This is a genomic window from Corallococcus sp. AB030 (assembly GCF_003668965.1).
In the GTDB taxonomy this organism is placed as follows: Bacteria; Myxococcota; Myxococcia; order Myxococcales; family Myxococcaceae; genus Corallococcus; species Corallococcus exiguus.
The window spans coordinates 1-19,509 of record NZ_RAWQ01000205.1 but is presented as its reverse complement, the minus strand read 5'-3'; the positions used below and the strand labels follow the sequence as shown (position 1 = coordinate 19,509).

Below are 19,509 nucleotides of genomic sequence, written 5' to 3'. Positions count from 1 at the left end.
ATTACCAAGCCATTCCCATGATGAAGGAGGAGCGACTGCTTCCGCTTGTCGAGCGCTTCGCCGAACTCCTCCATCAGCACCCTGTCTTCAAAGAAGCGCTCGGTTTCATATGAGGGGATGGCTCAGGCGGGCGGGCCCTTCCCACGCCTGGAGGCGCCACGGGGGCGCCTCCAGGGGAAAGCAAGCCGTGCCGTGATGGGTTCGGCTTCAATCCTTCACAGGCAATGGAACACGGCCTTCATTCCTGCCCAGCGACGTGAGGAAGCTCCACGCACTCGTCTCCCCGCCCAGGTACGTCTGGAAATGATTCTCCCCGGGGCGGTAGAGGTTCGTCTGCTTGAGCCGCTCGTGCAGCGCGGGCAGGTGGTAGTAGGGCACGGACGGGAAGAGGTGATGGGACAGGTGGTAGCTGGCGTTGAAGGGCGCGATGAAGAAGCGCTCGAACCAGGTGGCGGCCGCCACGTCCCGCGTCTCGTGCGTCTCATCCGGGGTGGCGGCGGTGAAGGGGTGCTCCACCACCGCGCGGATGCGGAAGGCCATCATCATCAGCGTCAGCGACGGGATGGACCACAAGAGCAGGTAGTGGAGCCAGCCGCCCGTGAGCGTGAGGAAGGTGATGAAGCCGGTGAGCCACAGCGCGTAGCGGATGTGCTCCGCGCGGGACGGCGGCGGGCCACCCTTGCCCATCGCGCGGCCCGTATAGGACCAGGGAATCATGATGCGCACGTGGGACGGAGTGAAGAAGCCCACCATGTCCCCCAGCAGCACCCGCGCCATGCCCCAGCGCGTGCGCGGGAACATCCACGCATGGTCGCGCTGCGCCGTGCGCCAGTACGGGTCCTTCTCCGTGTTGACATAGCGGTGATGCTCCGCGTGCTCCTTGCGATAGCCCTCCGTGGTGATGTTCATGGGGAACGCGCACAGCAGGTCCGCCAGCACGTCATTGGTCTTGCGGTTCGTGAGCAGGTGGTGGTGCGAGGCTTCGTGCACCAGGCTCAAAAGCGCGTGCTGCCGCGTGGAGATGACCACCGCGGCCAGCACCCACGCCCACCACCGGTCCACCTGCACCACGAACGCCACCGACAGCGCGATGATGAGCCATTGGCGCGCCACCGCCCACAGGCCGCGCGCGTTGGTCACCACCGACAGCTCCCTCACCGACGCCGTCAAGGCGCGACGGTCAAACGCACGGGAGGTGACCGCTTCCGAGTCATCCAGCGACAACGGTTCTGGAACGGCGAGCATCTGGGGACAGACCTCCTGCCGGGCGCGAGCGCTCTGGCGGAAGGCCGGGAGGTCGTTTCCTCCCCCGTCCAAGGCGACCCCCTGCCGCACACCCCGGTTCATGTGGGACTACGCCGCCTTGGCGGTAATAATCTCATAGCATGGTAATTGAGAGGTCTGAAAGACCCGCTCAATCTTACAGTCCTGACGGATGTGGCAGGTCCAATGGGTGCCTGGGGGGGACAGATGTTGAGTGGTGTCCAGAAGGCTGCCCCCAGGGAGGCCTGGCGCCCGGGAAGACGGGGGCCCACCGCCTTTTGACCGGTGCGATGGAGGGGATGTCCGTACACTGGACGGGAACCCCTTTCCGCGTTCGCGGCGGCCCCAGGAAAGGCGGGGAGGTTGCTGGACCTCCCCGTGAATGGATGCAGGCACCCTTCGATTTCCAGACGCTCTTCGAGCTGTCGCCCAATCCCTACATGCTGCTGGACCGGGAGCTGCGGTACGTCACCGCGAACTCGGCCTACCTGCGGGTGACCGCCAGCCGGCTGGAGAACCTGGTCGGGCGCACCCCCTTCGATGCGTTCCCGCACGACCCGGACGACCCGGCCAATGCCAGCACCCGGATGCTGCGCGACTCGTTCCGCCGCGTGCTGACGGAGCGGGTGCCGGACACGCTGGCCATCATTCCCTACCGGGTGCCCCGCCAGACGGACGGCGGCGTGGTGCTGGAGGAGCGCTACTGGAGCGCCACGCACACGCCCCTCCTGGACGGGCGGGGCGAGGTGGCCTTCATCCTCCAGCACACGATGGACGTGACGGAGCTGCATCAGCTCAAGCAGGCCGTGCGCGGCCCGGAGACGTCACTGGATGGGGGCGGGCCGCGGACGCAGTTGATGAGCGGAGTGCTCGCGCGCGCCCAGGCGGTGCAGGAGGCCAACCGGGTGCTGGACGACGAGCGCCGGCACCTGCGGCGCCTGTTCGAACAGGCGCCGGGCTTCATGTGTTCGCTGAAGGGGCCGGAGCACGTGTTCGAGCTGGCCAACCGCTCCTACCTCCAGCTCGTGGGGCACCGGGACCTGCTGGGCAAGACGGTGCGGGAGGCCCTGCCGGAGGTGGCCGGGCAGGGCTTCTTCGAGCTGTTGGACCGGGTGTTCACGACCGGCGAGCCCTTCGTCGGGCACAACATGGGGCTGCAGTTGCAGCGCGAGCCCGGGGGGCCGCTGGTGGAGGCCTTCCTGGACTTCGTCTACCAGCCCGTCATCGAGGCGGACGGCAGCGTCTCCGGCATCTTCGTCCAGGGCCACGACATGACGGCGCAGAAGCGGGCGGAGGACGAGCTGGCCCGCCACCGCGACCACCTGGAGGAGCTGGTTCGCGCGCGCACGCGGGCGCTGGAGGAGAGCGAGGCGGAGCGCCGCCAGGCGGAGGCCGCGCTGCTCCAGGCGCAGAAGATGGAGGCGGTGGGCAAGCTCACCGGCGGCGTGGCGCATGACTTCAACAACCTGCTCCAGGTGGTGAGCGGGAATCTCCAGTTGCTCCAGCGCGACACGGTGGGTGACTCGCGCGCGCAGCGGCGTCTGGAGACGGCGCTGGGCGCGGTGGAGCGCGGGGCGCGGCTGGCGTCGCAGCTGCTCGCGTTCGCGCGCAGGCAGCCCCTGGCGCCCACGGCGCTCAGCCTGGGACGGCTGGTGCGGGACATGGACGACCTCTTGCGCCGCGCGCTGGGCGAGGACGTGGAGGTGGAGACGGTCATCGCGGGCGGGCTGTGGAACACGTCCGTGGACCGCAACCAGTTGGAGAACGTCATCCTCAACCTGGCCATCAACGCGCGCGACGCCATGGACGGCCGGGGCAAGCTGACCATCGAGGCCGGCAACGCGATGCTGGATGACCACTACGCGATGATGCACCCGGAGGTGACGGCGGGGCAGTACGTGCTGCTGGCCATCTCCGACACGGGCGCCGGCATGACGCCGGAGGTGATGCAGCGCGCGTTCGAGCCGTTCTTCACCACCAAGCCGGAGGGGCGCGGCACGGGCCTGGGCCTGAGCATGGTGTACGGCTTCGTGAAGCAGTCCGGCGGCCACGTCAAAATCTACAGCGAGCTGGGCCACGGCACGTCCATCAAGATCTACCTGCCGCGCACCTTCCAGGCGGCGGCGCAGCCGGCGGAAACCGGTACGGGGCCGGTGGAGGGCGGCACGGAGACCATCCTCGTGGTGGAGGACGACGCGGCGGTGCGGGCCACGGTGGTGGAGGTGCTCACGGAGCTGGGTTACCGCGTGCTCAAGGCACACGACGGCCAGAGCGCGCTCGCGGTCATCCAGAGCGGCCTGCCGGTGGACCTGCTCTTCACGGACGTGGTGATGCCGGGGCCGGTGCGCAGCCCGGAGCTGGCGCGGCTGGCGAAGGCGCACCTGCCGGACATCGAGGTGCTCTTCACGTCCGGCTACACGGAGAACGCCATCGTGCACGGCGGCCGGTTGGATCCAGGCGTGAGCCTGCTGTCCAAGCCGTACCGGCGCGAGGACCTGGCGCGAAAGATTCGCGTGCTCCTGCGCGGACGCGAGCAGCGGTTGGCGGCGAAGCCGTACCGCGCGCCCACGCCCGCTCCCGTGGAGGCGAAGGCGAACGGTGCGCTGCGCATCCTCCTGGTGGAGGACGACGCGGACATCCGCGAATCCGCGTCCGAGCTGATGACGGACCTGGGGCACACCGTGCTCGCGGTGGAGAGCGCGGAGGCGGCGAGCGAGGCGCTGGCGAAGGATGCCTTCGACCTGCTCTTCACGGACGTGACGCTGCCGGGCAAGTCCGGCGTGGTGCTGGCGCGCGAGGCCGTGCGGCTGTATCCAGCCCTGCGAATCATCATTGCCTCCGGAGACTCGCGCGCGGTGTCGGCCGAGGACGGCAAGGCGCTGGAGCGTGTGGTGCTGCTGCCCAAGCCGTATGACCTGAACCAGATGGAGCGCGCGTTGGAGCAGGCCGCGATGGACGCGGGTTCCTCCGCACGGACGCGGTCGGCGTGACGGACGCTCAGGCCCGGACGGGCGAGTCCATCTACGTGTCCACGCTGCCGGGCCTGGAGCCCGCGCTGGAGTCGGAGGCGCGCGAACTGGGGCTGTCCTTCCGGCGCGCGGAGGGCGGCATCGAGTGCGAGGGCCCGTCCGGCCTGCACCAGACGGCGAACCTGCGCGTGCGCACCGCGAGCCGCGTGCTCCTGCGCCTGGGCACCTTCACTGCGCCCACCGCGGACGCGCTGGTGCATGGGCTGCAAGCGCTGCCCATGGCGGGCGTCTGGGACGGCAAGGTGCCACTGCGGCTGTCGGTGACGCTGCACCGCTCCGTGGCCCCGGGGCCCGCCGTGGTGCTGGAGTCCGCGGCCGTGGCCTGGGACCCGTGCGAGGTGACGGTCGCGGGACACCTGGACGAGGAGGGTGGGGGGCCGGAGCTCACGCTGCTGGTGCGCGGCGAAGGAGAGCGCTGGACGGTGAGCGTGGACACGTCCGGAGCGCCCCTGTACCAGCGCGGCTACCGGCAGGAGGTGGGCCGCGCGCCCCTGCGCGAGACGCTGGCCGCGGGCATCCTCCGGCTCGCGGGCTACGCGGGGGACGTGCCCCTGGTGGATCCGATGTGCGGCTCGGGCACATTCCTGGTGGAGGGCGCGTGGATGTCCCAGCGCCGCGCGCCGGGCCTGCTGCGCACGTTCGCGTTCCAGTCCTTCCCGTCCTACGACAAGGCGGCCTGGGCGCACCGCCGCGCGGAAGCGGAAGCGGAAGGGCTGGCGGAGCCTCGCGCCCCCATGCGCGGATACGACCTCAACGCGGGTGCGCTGGGCACGGCGCGGCGCAATGCCAGACGCGCGGGCGTGACGCTGACGCTGGAGCGGCATGACCTGCGCACGCTGAAGGCCCCTCCGGACGCACCCGGGCTGGTGGTGGCCAACCCGCCCTATGGCAAGCGCGTGGGCGAAACGGAGGACCTGCCGGACCTCTACCGTGCGTTGGGCGCGACGATGAACGGCGCGTTCCGCGACTGGCGCAAGGCGCTCATCGTCCCCGAGGATCCGAAGCTGGTGGCGGCGCTGGGACTGAAGGGCGCGAGGCAGCTCCAGGTGAAGAATGGCGGCCTGCGCTGTCTGCTGGTGCTGGCGGGCGGCTGAGCTAGAGCGGCAGCACCAGCTCGAAGCGCGCGCCGCCTTCGGGACGCGCGCCCGCGCGCACCTTGCCCCCGTGCGCGAGCACCACGCGGCGCACGATGGCCAGGCCCAGGCCCCGGCCGTTTGCGCGGGTGAGGAAGAAGGGCTCGAAGACGCGCTGCGGATCCAAGCCCGCGATGCCCGGGCCCTCGTCCTCCACGCTCAGCGAGACACCGTCCGGCACGCGGCGCACCTCCACGCGCACCGTGCCTCCGCGCGGCGAGGCCTGGATGGCGTTGCGCATCAGGTGCGTGACGGCCAGCTGCAACAGCGTCTCGTCGCCGGACAGGTCCGGCACGTCCGGCGCCTCGTCGAACGCCACGCGTGGCTTGGGCAGCTCCTCCCGGCCGTGGAGCAGCTGCGCGAGCGCGCGGTGCACCAGCTCACCCAGCGAGACGGGGCGCGGCCGGGGCTCCAGCGGGCGCACCGCGTCCAGCAGGTCGCGCACGATGTCCTCCAGCCGGATGGCCTCCTCCTCCAGCATCTCCACGGCGGAGGCGCCCGCGGGCCCCAGGCGGGGTTCACGCTTGAGCACCGCCACCGTGTTGAGGATGGCGCCCAGGGGATTGCGTACCTCGTGGGCCACGACGCCCGCCGCCTCGCCCAGCGCCGTCAGCCGCTCGCTGGCGATGAGCTCGTTCTGCAGGCGGGACACCTCCGCGAGCCGTGCCTCCGCCGCGCGGTGGTGCCGCACGTTCTCCAGCGCTCCGCCAATGAGCTGCGCGAACAGCTCCAGCGCCCCCGCGTTCGCGGGCGTCAGCGTGGTGGACTGCACCGCCAGCACGCCGAAGGGTTCGTCCCCCACGAAGATGGGCGCGTCCAGCGCGCGTGAGCCCGGCGGGTAGATGCGCTGGATGGTGTCCGCCACCTCCGGCGTGTGCAGCCGCCGCGCCGTGCTGAACGCGTCCGGATGGAACACCGCCCGGCGGCTCGTGAGCACCTCCGCCAGGTGTGGCATCCCCGAGCGGTGGAGGCGCACAGCGTGCACGTCCTGTCCGTACAGCCGCGACGCCGCCGCCAGGCTCTCCGCCTCCTGGCGCATGGGACCGTGGCGCAGGAAGTCCCCCTCCAGCAGCAGCACGGAGACGTAGAAGCCCTGCCGGTGAAGGGCGTCCACCGCCAGCTCCAGCACCGCGTCCTCGTCGCGGCAGCGCAGGAGCTCCGCCGCGGTGGCCACCAGCATGGTGGACAGCGTGCGCACCGCATCCCCGCCCTCCGCGTCCAGGAGCAGCACCAGTTGCTCCTCCGGCACGCGGCCCGGCGCGGTGACGGGGGAGAGCAGGTGCAGGCGTCCATCCGCGCCGCGCATGCGCACGAACGCGGGCCGCACCGGCGTGGGTTGCTCGCCGCGCATCAGCGCTTCGCACAGGGGCTCCACCCAGGAGCGCTCCTCCGGTCCGAAGCGCGCGGAGAGCTCCAGCAGTGACGGCAGCTCGTCCTCGCGCAGGCCCAGCAGCGTCCGCAGCGCGGTGTTGGCGAACACCAGCCGGTCCCCGCGAATCACGAACAGCGGCACCGGCAGCGCGGGCAGCAGGCCATCCAGCGTGCCGGGCGGGCCGGAGACGCTCATCGCCGCCCCTGCGTTCCAGGGGAACGGGAGCCCGGAGGCAATCGCCGCGCGGGTGCGCCGTAGGAAGGGATGAAGGCGTTGAGCACTGGAGGAGACACCATGAACTTCGCGAACGAGTTGGACCGCCGGGACCTGGAATTGAAGTCCGTCATGGCCGTGTGGGTCGCCTTCGTGGCGATGAGCGCGGTCTTCCTGGGGCAGTTGTTCTAATCCCGAGCGGAGTCACCCGCCCGGGAACCTGTCAGGGCTTCTTGGGGCGGCGGACGTACTGCTGGATGAAGTCCCGTTCCTCCGCGCGCAGCGAGCTCAGGCGCAACCCGTAGCCCTTGGGGTTCTTGCCGTCGTCCAGGGAGTTCTCCCAGATGACGGAGCTGCGCAGGGTCATCACCCGCTCCGGATCATCGAAGCGCAAGGTGAGCTCCACCTGCGTCCCCAGCCGCAGCGGCCGGTCCGTGCCGATGAACAGGCCGCCCGACGACAGGTTGATGATGCGGTGGTCGGTGAAGATGCCCATGTTCTTCATCGACACCTTCACGTCCGCGTGGAGCCGGTCGTCCGACCGGCGCTCCAGTCCCACGAACTCGGCGCTCGAATACGAGGGCGCGGGGGCGGCCATGGGGCGCCGGAAGGGCGCGGGCGCGGGCGGAGGCGGTGCGGGAGCCGGCGCGGGCGGAGGCGGCGTCACCGGACGCGTCGTGGGCGTCATCACCGGCGGAGGCCGGGGCGGCGCGGACGGAACCCCCGGACGCGTCATGCTGCCCGGCACGGGCGTCGGCGGAATCGCTGCGGCCTGCGGACGCGTGAAGGACCCCGGAACAGGCGTTGGCGGAATCGCTGCGGCCTGCGGACGCGTGAAGGACCCCGGAACAGGCGTTGGCGGAATCGCGGCGACCGGCGGACGCGTGAGGGAACCCGGCACGGGCGTCGGCGGAATCGCGGCGGCCTGAGGACGCGAGGCCTGCGGCGTCATCACCGGCGGCGGACGCGCGGGCACCGCGGTTCCACTCATCGGCAGCGGCGCGGAGGGCTGCGCGCCGCTCATGTCCAGCCGGGGCGGCGGGGGCGCGGGAGGCTGCATCGCGCCCTGGAGGAAGAGCGTCTCCGCCTCGCGGATCCGCCGCGAGAGGAAGTCGAAGATTTCAACGGAGACCTTGCGCAGCTCCGGATGCAGATCCGACGACAGGTGCTCCGGTGAGAAGCGCTTCGCCATGCGGAAGAAGGCGAGCCGGAACTCATCGAGCGACGCCTGCGGCTTGAGCCCGAACACCTCGTGCGGCGGCAGGTGCAGCAGTCCGCGCAGCTGGTTGCGAAGGCGCTCCGCCTGCTGGTTTTCGACGGAGGACGTGGGCGCCGCGGTGGTGAACAGGTCGCGGACCTCCTGGAGCTCCTGGAGCGCGACCCAGTTCGTGCCGTCGCGCGACGCGCGCACGGCTGTCTTCAGGCGACCGGAGGCGATGAGGTCGCGGAAGGCTTGCAGTTGCAGGGGGCCCAGCACTCGGCCGAGCGAATCTCCCACCCAGTAACCGACAACGGATGACGACACGAGGACCTCAGCGGAATCAGGACGCGAGCGCCTGGCGTACGGCGGCGGCGATCTCCAGGGGATGGAAGGGCTTGCCCACGAAGCCCATCGCCCCCGCGGCGATGGCCTGCTCCACCACGGGCTCCGCGTCCATGCTGCTGATGACCAGCACGCGCGTCTCCGGTGAAACAGTCTTGATGGCGCCCAGCACCTCCAGCCCGCTCTTCTTCGGCATGAAGAGGTCCAGGAACATCACCGCCGGCTGCTCCTTCTCCGCCAGCGCCAGCCCTTCCTCCCCGTCCGCGGCCTCCAGCAGCCGCAGGTCGATCCCCGTGTCCGCGATGACGTCCTTGAGGATGCGACGCACGAAGCTGTCGTCATCCACCAACAGCAGGGTAGGTAGTCCGGGCATGGGCGGAGGATACATAAGACGCGCGACGTTTGGGCGCGCGCATCCCACGTGCCTGCTCGGCTTTTGGGTTAAGGGGTGGGCATGTCCACCAATCCCGCGCTGTCCCATTTCGAGGCCCACAAGGCCGCGTACCTGGAGGACCTCAAGGCACTCGTACGCATACCCAGTGTGTCCTTTCCCGGGTTCGACGCCGCCCTCGTGCGAAAGAGCGCGGAGGCCACCGCGGCCCTGTTGAAGGACCGTGGGTTTGAAAACGTTCAACTGCTCGAAATCGAGGGCGCGCATCCGTATGTCTATGGCGAGGTGCTCAAGGCGCCGGGCCGTCCCACGCTCCTCCTCTACGCGCACCATGACGTGCAGCCCGCGGGAGACGAAGCAGCCTGGAAGAGCCCGCCCTTCGAGCCCGAGGAGCGCGACGGCCGCCTGTACGGACGCGGCGCGGCGGACGACAAGGCAGGCATCGTCGTGCACACCTCCGCCGTGGACGCATGGCTCAAGAGCACCGGCCAACTCCCACTCAACGTGAAGGTCATCATCGAGGGCGAGGAGGAGGCGGGCAGTGACCACCTGGGTGCATTTCTCCAGAAGCACGCGAAGCTGGTGGCGGCGGACGCCATCGTGTTGACGGACACGACCAACTTCGACACGGGCCTGCCGTCCATCACCACGGCGCTGCGCGGGCTGGTGACGGTGGACGTGGAGGTGCGGGGGCTGCAGCAGGCGGTGCACTCCGGCATGTGGGGTGGGCCCATTCCGGATCCGGCGATGGCGCTGTGCCGGATGCTGGCGTCGCTGACGCACGCGGATGGCACCATCGCGATTGAAGGCGTGATGGAGCAGGTGAAGCCGCTGACGGAGGCGGAGCGCCAGAGCATCCAGGCGCTGCCCGGCGACGACGCGACCTTCCGCGAGCAGGTGGGCCTGCGCGAGGGCGTGCAGCTGCTGGGCGGTGGGCGGCACCCCTGGGAGACGAACTGGCGTCAGCCGAGCCTGGCCATCAACGCCATCCAGGCCAGCAGCCGCAAGGACGCGCGCAACATCGTGGTGGAGTCCGCGTGGGCGCGCGTGGGCATCCGCGTGGTGCCGGACATGGATCCGGAGGACGTGCAGCGCCGGCTGGTGGCGCACCTGAAGAAGGTGTGCCCGTGGGGCCTGGAGCTGGAGATCCGCGAGGACCAGGCATCCGGCTGGTGGTACACGGATTCGTCGCATCCGGCGTTCCAGGCGGCGTTCCGCGCGCTGGAGAAGGGCTACGCGAAGAAGCCGGTCACCATCGGGTGCGGTGGCTCGATTCCGTTCGTGGAGCCGTTCGCGAAGGAGCTCGGCGGCGTGCCCGCGCTGCTCATCGGCGTGGAGGATCCGTACACGTACGCCCATTCGGAGAACGAGAGCCTGCACCTGGGCGACTGGGAGAAGGCCATCCGCTCCGCCATCCACCTCTACGAGGAGCTGGCCAAGTCGCTGACCCCTCGCGGCTGAGCGGGGAATGGGGTGGAGTGCGCGCCTCATGCGCTCACCCCGTCCCGTCTGGAGTGTCCTCGCCGTCCTGAGCTGTGTCCTGTCCTCCACGGGGGCCCTGGGAGCGGAAGCGCCCTGGGCCGTCGTGCTGGGTCAGGACGCGAATGCGCCCGCGCTGTCCAAGAAGCTGGCCGAGCTGAAGAAGGACCGCGCGCTGGCGTGGGTGAAGCCGGCGAAGGGCTTCCCCAAGGTGATGGCCGCGAAGGCGCTTCCGGGGCTCGAAGAGGGGCAGCAGTTCGCGGTGCTGGGCGTGTGCGGCACGAAGGAGGACGCGGACCGCGCGATGGCCCTGGTGCTGCCCTGGGCGCAGGACGCGTCCGTGCGGCAGCTGACCGGCACCGCCGCGCTGTCGTGCCCCACGCCCAACGCGCTGAAGTCGCCGCTCAAGACGGACGCGAAGGTGGCGGCCTCGCATCCTTTCCCGAACGCGCCGGGCCTGGTGCTCACCGAGCACCGGTTGAACCCGCGCACGGTGATGGAGTGCCAGTCCTCGGACCTGCTCTTGCGCGTGGCTCAGGGGCCGGCCGTGCTGGCGGAGGTCCTGATGAAGGGTCGGTGCGTGGGGCCGTGCACGCCGGAGGCTCAAGCCCAGGCGAAGGAGCGCGTCATGGCGCTTCAGGCCCAGGCGAAGCAGGGCAGCACGACGGCGGAGCTGCTCCTCAAGGACAGTGCCACGAGCTGCATGGCCCGGGATGCACGCGTCCAGAAGGTGGTCACCGACCTGGGGATGCCCATGGCGGTGGTGGCCGTCGGCTCGACCATCGTGAGCATGAAGAAGCCGGACGGCGTCCTGATGGCGCCGGGCTGCGGGAAGCTGGTGGAGTCGCCCTCCCTGACGGAGCCCGGGGCGGACGACCTGTCGCTGGTGGAGCTCATGGCGGATCAGCCGGGACCGGAGGCGTGGAAGCGCTTCAATGTCTCCGTGGCGGGCCAGCACGTGGCCCATCTCGTGTGGAACGCCCGCAAGTGCGAGTGGCAATCGGACGCCCCGGAGCCCGAAGGCCAGGACATGTGACGTCCTGGCCCGTGCCCGCGGCCCGTCACAGGCCGCGGAAGCGGTCCGTGGCTTCGATGAGCGCGGAGGTGTTGCCGGGCTCGTTGGCGGAGTGGCCCGCGTCCGGCACGATGACGAACTGGGCCTCCGGCCACGCGCGGTGCAGGGCCCACGCGCTCTCCGGCGGGCACACGACGTCGTAGCGGCCCTGCACGATGACGGTGGGGATGTGCCGGATGCGGTGCACGTCGTCCAGCAGCTGGGTGTCCGTGCGCAGGAAGCCCTTGTTCACGAAGTAGTGGCACTCGATGCGCGCGAAGGCGATGGCGAAGTCGTCGCCCGCGTTGCGCGCGATGAGCTCCGCGTTGGGGTACAGGCAGCTGGTGCGGCCCTCCCATACGCTCCACGCCTTCGCGGCCTCCTGCTGTGAATGCTTGTCGTCACCCATCAGCCGCTTCGCGTAGGCCTGGAGCAGGTCGCCGCGCTCTTCCTCGGGGATGGGCGCGAGGAAGTGCTCCCACGCGTCCGGGAACATCGCGCTCGCGCCGCGCTGGTAGAACCAGTCGATCTCCTGCTTGCGCAACAGGAAGATGCCGCGCAGCACCAGCTCCGTGACGCGCTCCGGGTGGGCCTCCGCGTACGCGAGCGACAGGGTGCTGCCCCACGAGCCGCCGAAGAGCATCCAGCGCTCCAGGTCCAGGTGCTCGCGCAGCCGCTCCATGTCCGCCACCAGGTCCCAGGTGGTGTTCTCCATCAGGCTGGCGTGCGGCGTGCTGCGGCCACAGCCTCGCTGATCAAAGAGGATGATGCGGTACACGCTGGGGTCGAAGAAGCGGCGCTGCTTCGGGTCGGTGCCGCCGCCCGGGCCGCCGTGCACGAACACCACGGGCTTGCCCTTCGGGTTGCCGCTCTCCTCGAAGTGCACCGTGTGGCCACCGGTGACCTTCAACTGGCCGGTGCGGTAGGGCTCGATGGCGGGATAGAGCGTTCGCAGCGGCGTGGGTGCGGGCACGGGGTTCCTTCCTTGGGAATGAGGTGCGGCGCAACCTAACAACAGACGGCGCCCACGGGGCGAGCCGTTCAGAGATACCACGTCAGCCCGAGAACGAGTCGCCACGGTCCTCCTTCGAGGATGGTGCCTCGCTGATGCGGGCCGCCATCGCGCTCCTGGAAAATTTCACACCGGAGGCGAGGAGGACGGGCAGCGTGAAGCGACTGCGGGGCACGGGGCCTCCGGGGGAGGGACTGCTTCCTCCTACGGAGCGGCCACCGTGCCCTGGTCGTCCGCGCTCAGGGCTTCGGCGGTTCCGGCGGCTTGGGCGCGGGCGGCACGCCGCGTCCGGCCTGGGCCACCATGCGCACCTCGGCGTTCTCCCCGAGCGCGAAGCCGTCGCCCTTCGTCTCCAGGTCCGTCGCCTCGATGACGTCTCCGCGCTGGAGGTGGAAGAACTTCTCGTTCTTCTCCGAGCGGTGGCGCTCCTGCATCGCCAGGCCCACGCGCCCCTCCGGTCCGCAGCCGATGTAGCGCTGGCGGCCCTTGCCCTCCAGCGACTCGCTGACGATGCGGAACAGCCGGCCCGGCGGAGGCTCCGGCCACGGCTCGCCCTTGGGCGCCAGCAGCAGGTAGCTCATCTTGAGCGATTCCTTGTGGAAGCCCGCCACGCGCGCCAGCTCCTCCACCACGCGAGGCATGGGCCACGCGCGCTCGGCGTGGCACCAGTCCGTCTCCTTCACCAGCGCGGGGCAGGCGCCGCGATACATGCACGGCGCGCGGATGGCGTAGCCGCGCTCCACCATCAGGTCGCGCACCTTGAGCAGGTTGCGGCTCGTCTCGCGCAGCGCGGGCTCCATCACCAGCAGGCTGCCGCCCTTCTTCACCTTCGCGAGCACCGACTCCAGCAGCGCCGCGCGCGGCTTCAGCGCTTCATCCGTCGCGCCGTACAGCTCGTTCACGACGTGTCCCATCGTGATGAGGTCGTACTGGCCATCCGGCAGCGTGGCGTTCTTCTTCATCGGATCCCACTCGCGCGTGGCCATGGCCTCGCCGGCCTCCGTGGCCAGCTCGCGCGCCAGGTTCAGCGCGGGCTTGCTGCGGTCCGCGGCCGTCACTTCGCTGGCGCCCGCGTCCATGGCCGCGAAGGCCACCGGGCCCGGGCCGCTGCCCAGGTCCAGCACCTGCCGCGGGCGGTTCGGCAGCTCACCCAGCACCTGGCGCGCCTGGGCGTAGGACACCGGCCAGTAGAAGAGGAGGTAGGCGCCCAACAGGCGCGGGTCGTCCATGTACCGGGCGCCGGCCAGCTGGCGCTCGCGGGTGAGGCCGTGCGACAGCTGCTTCACGCCCGCGCCCACCTCCTTGACCTCCTGCGGCGTGAGGCGTCCTTCCGGCCCGTCCTCTCGACCCCGGGACGCGCGCCACACGGAGATGAGCCGGGGCAGCCATCGCTCCAGGTCCTTGCTGTATGCGTTGCTCATCGTTGCCTTCACATCAGGGGTCGCCACCCGGAGGCGACCGCGTTAAACCCATCCCGCCATGATTTCCGTCCGAGGACTGCGCAAGCACTATCAGGTCCACAAGCGCCCGCCTGGCCTGAAGGCGGCCCTGCGCTCGCTCGTCCACCGCAGCTACACGACCGTCAAGGCCGTGGACGGTATCTCCTTCGACATCAAGCCCGGGGAGCGCGTGGGCTTCCTGGGCCCCAACGGCGCGGGCAAGACGACGACGCTCAAGGTGCTCGCCGGCCTGCTCCACCCGTCCGAGGGTGAAGTCACCGTGGATGGCCACGTGCCCCGGCTGCGCGAAGAGGCGTTCCTCAAGAAGATCATGCTGGTGATGGGGCAGAAGCAGCAGCTCCTGTGGGACCTGCCTCCGTCGGAGACGTTCGAACTCAACCGCGCCATCTACGACGTGCCCCGCCTCCAGTACAAGCAGACGCTGGATGAGCTGGTGTCGCTGCTGGAGCTGGGGGACCTCATCGGCAAGCCCACGCGGCAGCTCAGCCTGGGGGAGCGGATGAAGTGCGAACTGGCGGCGGCCCTCATCCACCGCCCCCGGGTGCTCTTCCTGGATGAGCCCACCATCGGCCTGGACGTGTCCATGCAGGTGACGATGCGCGCGTTCATCAAGGCCTACAACGAGCAGACGGGCGCCACGCTCATCCTGACCAGCCACTACATGGACGACGTGGCGGCGCTCTGCCCGCGCGTCATCGTCATCGACAAGGGGCAGCTGTCCTACGACGGCAGCCTGGACGCGCTGGTGCAGCGCGTGCGCCCGGAGAAGCGCGTGGTGCTGCGGCTGGGACAGCCGGTGGACGCAAGCCTGCTGGCTTCGCTGGGCAAGGTGGTGTCGCACGAGCCGGGTTCGGCGGTGCTCCAGGTCCAGCAGGACGCGGTGAACGCCACGGTGGGCCGCGCGCTGTCCACGCTGCCGGTGACGGACCTGACGGTGGAGAACGCGCCCCTGGAAGAGGTGATGAGCGAGCTGTTCCAGGAGAGCAAGGCGCGCCGGGCGGAGGCCGCCCGGGAGGCGGTGACGGCGTGAGTCTGCGCACGGCCCTCAAGGCGCTGCCCACGATGCTGCGCATCGGCTTCTCCGAGGCGGTGGCCTACCGCGCGGAGATGATCATCTGGGTGCTGGCCACCACCATGCCGCTCATCATGCTGGCCCTCTGGTCGGCGGTGGCGCGCGGCGGGCCGGTGGGGCGCTTCGGGCAGGCGGAGTTCACGGGCTACTTCCTCGCGGCCTTCTGCGTGCGGCAGATGACCAGTTCCTGGGTGGCGTGGCTGGTCAGCTACGAGGTGAAGCAGGGCACGCTGGCGATGCGGCTCTTGCGGCCCATCTCCCCGCTGCTCGCGTACGCGACGGAGGTGTTGGCGGGCATTCCGCTGCGCGTCGCCATCGTCCTGCCCGTGCTGGGCATCAGCCTGTGGGTGGCGGGCGCCGAGCGCGCCGTGCCCACGTCGCTGGGAGGCTGGGGGCTGTTCGCGCTGGGCATCGTGGGCGCGTGGCTGATCACGTTCTATCTGAACGTGCTGCTGGGCACGCTGAGCCTGTTCCTGGAGAGCAGCCAGAAGCTGATGGAAGTCTACATGGTGCTGTTCTTCGTCTGCTCCGGATACATGTTCCCGGTGGAGTTCTTCCCGCCCGGCGTGCGCACCGTCATGGAGTGGTTGCCGTTCCGCTACCAGATGGGGCTGCCGGTGGAGCTGATGACGGGGGCGCACGCGACGAAGGAGGCGTGGGAGTTGCTGGCCGCGCAGTGGACGTGGGTGCTGGGCCTGGGCGTGGTGTCCATGGCTGTCTGGCGGCGGGGCCTGGCGCGCTTCGCGGCGTTCGGAGGGTAGGGCGGTGGTGAACGCGAAGCGCTACCTGCGCCTGCTGGGCGTGCAGTTGAAGGCCTCCGGGCTCCTGGCATTGCAGTACCGCGCGGACTTCCTGGCGGAGGGGCTGACGTCGTTGGCATGGACGTTCACCGCGCTGGCGCCGCTGTTCGTCGTCTTCAACGCGCGGCCCAGCATCGAGGGGTGGACGTTCCAGGAGTCGCTGCTGGTGGTGGGCTGGTTCACGTTGCTCCAGGGCGTGCTGGAGGGCGCCATCAGCCCCAGCCTCACGGGCATGGTGGAGCACATCCGCAAGGGCACGCTGGACTTCGTGTTGCTCAAGCCCGCGGACGCGCAGTTCCTGGTGTCCACGCAGCGCTTCCTGCCGTGGCGCGCGGTGAACGTGCTGTCCGGCGTGGGGCTGTTCGTCTACGCGTTCGTGTCGCTGGGGCGCTGGCCGTCGCTGCCGGGCGTGTTCGCGTCGCTGGTGTTGCTCGGGACGAGCATGCTCATCCTGTATTCGATGTGGATCCTCGTGGTGAGCGCGGCCTTCTTCGTGGTGAAGGTGGACAACCTCACGTACCTGTTCACGTCCATCTTCGACGCGGCCCGCTGGCCGTCCTCGGTGTTCCGGGGCTCGCTGGCGTGGGTGTTCACCTTCATCATCCCGCTGGCGCTGATGACCACCTTCCCCGCGCTCGCGCTGCTGGGCCGGCTGCCGTGGACCTGGCTCGTGGGCGCGGTGGTGGGCTCGGTGGCGTTCGCCGCAATGGCGCGTTGGGTGTGGCTGATGTCCATCCGCCACTACACGTCCGCGAGCAGCTGAAGCCTCAGGGCCGCCGGGGCGCCTGCCGGGCCCACTCCGCGCGCACCAGGTGGGGGAGCAGCTTGTCGTAGGCATGGCCGGGGTAGCGCTCCTTCAGCTTCGCCTCCACCGCCGCGAGTGGATCCCCGCTGGGGTGTTCCGAGCGCCGCTCGCGGGTCACTTCCTCTCGCACGGCCTGGACGTAGGCGGTCTGCGCGTCCAGCAACTCCGGGCCGCCGGGCAGGCCGCGCCCCGGGTGGATCCACTTCGGTTTCAAGGCGCGCAGTTCGTCCAACCGCTGGAGCCACTCGGTGGTGTCGCCGCCTTCGAACCAGGTGTGCGTGTCCCGCGCGACGAGGTCGCCGGTGAAGAGGTGGCCCTCCCATTCCACGACGACGTGGGCCGCGCTGGAGCCCGCGCCCAGGACGTGGGCCTTCAGCGTGACGCCCGCCGCGCTCAGCTCCCGGGTGCTGTCGCCGAAGCTGTCCGCGAGCACGAGCTCCCGGGGGTAGCGGCCGTTCCAGTACTGCTTGAAGAGGGAGGGCGCCCACTTCTCGTGGACGGCGGGAATGCGCTCGCGCACCGGGCCGGAGGTGACGACCGGGATTCCCAACTCCTTGAGCAGGGCCGTGCCGTTGAAGCTCTCCGGATTCGCGTGGAGGACGATGGCGAGCTTCGCCTCCTTGCCGGTGGCGTCCTTCGCGAACGCCAGTTCCTTGCGCAGCGCGGAGGGCAGCAATTGCGTGTCGATGAGGACCAGGCCCTCCGGACCTTCAATCCAATAGGACGCGGTCTGGAGTGACCACTGGGAGGAGATGTATTCGCCGACCCGGAGGTCGCCCTGCTCCTGGAGGGAGCGGGAGCGGTAGTGGGTCTCGACGACAGGCTGGGTCGCGCCGCAGCCCCACAGGACAACGGCCAGCGCGGCGGCGAGAATCATTCTCATGAATCCCGATGATACCTGCGGGTGCTGATTGATAGGAATTCCGTTGTTGTATTTCCTTCGTCTGGGTTAAGGGGCCGCCCCCCCATGCGGTGAAAGCCGCATCCCCCATGAAGTGAAGGAAGTCCCCCTCGATGACCCGTATCCGTTTTCACGGCCTGCTGGCCGCGCTCGCGCTTGCGTTCGCGACAGCCTGTGCCCCCGAAGCTCCGTCTTTCATTGACGCTCCCTCCACCTCCGCCTCTCGCCTGGACGCGTCCTCGTGGGGCAGCGCCGGCACCATGGCTTCCGTGCGCGTGGATGCCACGGCCACCCTGCTGCGCAATGGCTATGTGCTCGTCGCGGGCGGGGGCACGTCCGCCGCGGAGCTGTATGATCCGCGCACCAGCCGCTGGTTCTCGCTGGGCGCCATGGCCACGAGCCGCCAGCGCCACACCGCCACGCTGCTGGCCTCCGGCAAGGTGCTGGTCGTGGGTGGAGGCACCTCCGTGCTGGCCTCTGCCGGCGCGGAGCTCTTCGACCCGGACACCAACAGTTGGTCCGCGGCGACGGGACTGGACCTGCCCCGCACCCAGCACACCGCGACGCTGCTCCCTGATGGCCGGGTGCTGGTGGCGGGCGGCGACAGCGGCTTTGGCAACGCGCTGTCCAGCGTGATGCTCTACTCCCCCGCGACCCATTCCTGGTCCGTCACCGGCCAGATGAGCGCGGCCCGCCTGGGCCATGCGGCGACGCTGCTGCCGGATGGGCAGGTGCTGGTGACGGGCGGGCGGGACAGCGCCAACGGGAACGTGCTCGCGACGGCGGAGCGCTATGACCCCGCGACGGGCGCGTGGACGGCGGTGGGCTCCATGGTCACGCAGCGCACGGGGCACACGGCGACGCTGCTGCTCTCCGGGCAGGTGCTGGTGGCGGGCGGTTTCGCGGGCAGCCTCGCCACGAACACCTCCGAGTTGTTCGACCCGGGCACGGGCAGCTGGACGTCCCAGGGCGCGCTGCCGTCCCAGTCCGTCTTCCACACCGCGACGCTGCTCACCTCCGGGCAGGTGCTGGTGACGGGCGGCTCCACGGGCGGCCAGCCCTACCTGGACGGCGCCGCGCTCTACACGCCGGCCACCGGCGTCTGGACGGCGACGGCGACGATGGCCTCGCGCCGCATCAGCCACGCCTCCGCGCTGCTCCCGACGGGAGAGGTCCTCGTGTTGGGCGGAGTCCCCCAGGCGGGTTCGCGCAGTGCGTCCGCGGAGCGCTACCGCCCGTCTGTCCTGCCGTGGAGCACGGCCGCGAGCCTCGGCTCCGCGCGCTCGCAGCTCAGCGCCACCCGGCTGAACACGGGCGACGTGCTGGTGGCGGGCGGGGCGTCCTCCTCGGGGGCCGCGCTCGTGAGCGCCGTGCTGTACGACGAGGTGACGAACCGCTGGCAGGACACCGGCTCACTGCGCACCGCGCGCTTCCTGCACTCCGCCACGCCCTTGAATGACGGCCGCGTGCTGGTGAGCGGCGGGCAGCGGGACGCCTCCACCTGGCTGTCCGCCACGGAGGTGTACGCGCCCGCCACGGGGACCTGGACGCTGGTGGGAGACCTGGGGACGGGACGGGCCCGTCACACCGCGACGCTGCTCCCGGTCTCCGGCCAGGTGCTGGTGACGGGCGGCGCGTCGGGCTCGAGCACGTCCTCCACACTCGCCAGCGCGGAGCTGTTCAATCCGGCCACGGGCACATGGAGCGCCACGGGCGCCATGGGACACGCGCGCACGTACCACACGGCCGTGCCGCTGCCTTCGGGCGAGGTGCTGGTGATGGGTGGCAGCTCCACCGGGGCGGACGCCATCACCGCGAGCGCGGAGTTGTTCAATCCGGCCACGGGCACGTGGCGGCCCACGGCGTCCATGGCGGTGGCGCGCTACGGCCACATCGCGGTGCCGCTGGGCAATGGCAGCCAGGTGCTGGTGGCGGGCGGCTGGGGCGTGGGTGGGCCGCTGCGCTCGGCGGAGCTGTACGAC

At 70.3% G+C, this 19,509-nt stretch carries 15 protein-coding genes; 8 read left to right on the top strand and 7 right to left on the bottom strand.

Features of this window, described 5'->3' with window-relative positions; genetic code table 11:
- Positions 1-207: 207 nt before the first annotated feature.
- Positions 208-1,245, bottom strand: a complete 1,038-nt coding sequence (locus D7Y15_RS35020) for a fatty acid desaturase family protein (protein ID WP_233597076.1) — start codon at positions 1,243-1,245, stop codon at positions 208-210.
- Between the two features lie 404 nt (positions 1,246-1,649).
- Here D7Y15_RS35020 and D7Y15_RS35015 point away from each other — a divergent pair, with 404 nt between their 5' ends.
- Positions 1,650-4,253 (top strand): response regulator, encoded by a 2,604-nt coding sequence (locus D7Y15_RS35015; protein WP_121755298.1) that lies wholly within the window; start codon positions 1,650-1,652, stop codon positions 4,251-4,253.
- Entirely contained in the window at positions 4,250-5,386 is a 1,137-nt protein-coding gene (locus D7Y15_RS35010) for a class I SAM-dependent RNA methyltransferase (protein ID WP_120577500.1), read from the top strand. The genes D7Y15_RS35015 and D7Y15_RS35010 overlap by 4 nt, the downstream gene beginning before the upstream one ends.
- 1 nt (position 5,387) lies before the next feature.
- Here the strand turns inward: D7Y15_RS35010 and D7Y15_RS35005 are convergent, their stop codons facing one another.
- From D7Y15_RS35005 to D7Y15_RS34995, 3 genes are all read right to left on the bottom strand, one after another.
- Positions 5,388-6,992, bottom strand: a complete 1,605-nt coding sequence (locus D7Y15_RS35005; protein WP_120577499.1) for an ATP-binding protein — start codon at positions 6,990-6,992, stop codon at positions 5,388-5,390.
- 241 nt (positions 6,993-7,233) lie between these two features.
- A complete protein-coding gene (locus D7Y15_RS35000; RefSeq protein WP_121755297.1) occupies positions 7,234-8,535 on the bottom strand; it encodes a TIGR02266 family protein in 1,302 nt (433 codons plus the stop codon).
- A 16-nt stretch (positions 8,536-8,551) separates the two neighbouring features.
- Complete coding sequence (locus D7Y15_RS34995) at positions 8,552-8,926, bottom strand: response regulator (protein WP_120577507.1); 375 nt, start codon at positions 8,924-8,926, stop codon at positions 8,552-8,554.
- A gap of 81 nt (positions 8,927-9,007) precedes the next feature.
- Between D7Y15_RS34995 and D7Y15_RS34990 the strand changes: the two genes are divergently transcribed.
- Both D7Y15_RS34990 and D7Y15_RS34985 read left to right on the top strand, forming a co-directional pair.
- Complete coding sequence (locus tag D7Y15_RS34990) at positions 9,008-10,405, top strand: M20/M25/M40 family metallo-hydrolase (RefSeq protein WP_171812879.1); 1,398 nt, start codon at positions 9,008-9,010, stop codon at positions 10,403-10,405.
- 28 nt (positions 10,406-10,433) lie between these two features.
- Positions 10,434-11,459, top strand: coding sequence for a hypothetical protein (locus D7Y15_RS34985; protein ID WP_121755296.1), 1,026 nt, complete (start codon positions 10,434-10,436; stop codon positions 11,457-11,459).
- A 25-nt stretch (positions 11,460-11,484) separates the two neighbouring features.
- Here D7Y15_RS34985 and pip read toward each other — a convergent pair whose 3' ends face one another.
- Positions 11,485-12,450 carry a prolyl aminopeptidase gene (gene pip, locus D7Y15_RS34980; RefSeq protein WP_121755295.1) on the bottom strand — a complete coding sequence of 322 codons (966 nt, stop codon included), beginning with the start codon at positions 12,448-12,450 and terminating at the stop codon, positions 11,485-11,487.
- Positions 12,451-12,728: 278 nt separating this feature from the next.
- Entirely contained in the window at positions 12,729-13,910 is a 1,182-nt protein-coding gene (locus D7Y15_RS34975) for a small ribosomal subunit Rsm22 family protein (RefSeq protein ID WP_120577494.1), read from the bottom strand.
- A gap of 58 nt (positions 13,911-13,968) precedes the next feature.
- On the opposite strand from D7Y15_RS34975, the gene D7Y15_RS34970 reads away from it, so the two are divergent.
- From D7Y15_RS34970 to D7Y15_RS34960, 3 genes are read left to right on the top strand one after another with little or no spacing between them, the layout of a single operon-like run.
- Positions 13,969-14,979, top strand: coding sequence for an ATP-binding cassette domain-containing protein (locus D7Y15_RS34970; RefSeq protein ID WP_121755294.1), 1,011 nt, complete (start codon positions 13,969-13,971; stop codon positions 14,977-14,979).
- Positions 14,976-15,782: an ABC-2 family transporter protein gene (locus D7Y15_RS34965; protein WP_121755293.1), complete on the top strand. Its 807-nt coding sequence runs from the start codon at positions 14,976-14,978 to the stop codon at positions 15,780-15,782. Before D7Y15_RS34970 ends, D7Y15_RS34965 begins: the two co-directional genes overlap by 4 nt.
- 7 nt (positions 15,783-15,789) lie before the next feature.
- Complete coding sequence (locus tag D7Y15_RS34960) at positions 15,790-16,584, top strand: ABC transporter permease (protein WP_120577506.1); 795 nt, start codon at positions 15,790-15,792, stop codon at positions 16,582-16,584.
- Positions 16,585-16,588: 4 nt separating this feature from the next.
- On the opposite strand, the gene D7Y15_RS34955 is transcribed toward D7Y15_RS34960, so the two are convergent.
- Complete coding sequence (locus D7Y15_RS34955) at positions 16,589-17,509, bottom strand: MBL fold metallo-hydrolase (RefSeq protein ID WP_233605210.1); 921 nt, start codon at positions 17,507-17,509, stop codon at positions 16,589-16,591.
- 131 nt (positions 17,510-17,640) lie between these two features.
- Between D7Y15_RS34955 and D7Y15_RS34950 the strand changes: the two genes are divergently transcribed.
- A partial coding sequence (locus D7Y15_RS34950; RefSeq protein ID WP_148712943.1) for a kelch repeat-containing protein occupies positions 17,641-19,509 on the top strand: 1,869 nt, incomplete at its 3' end.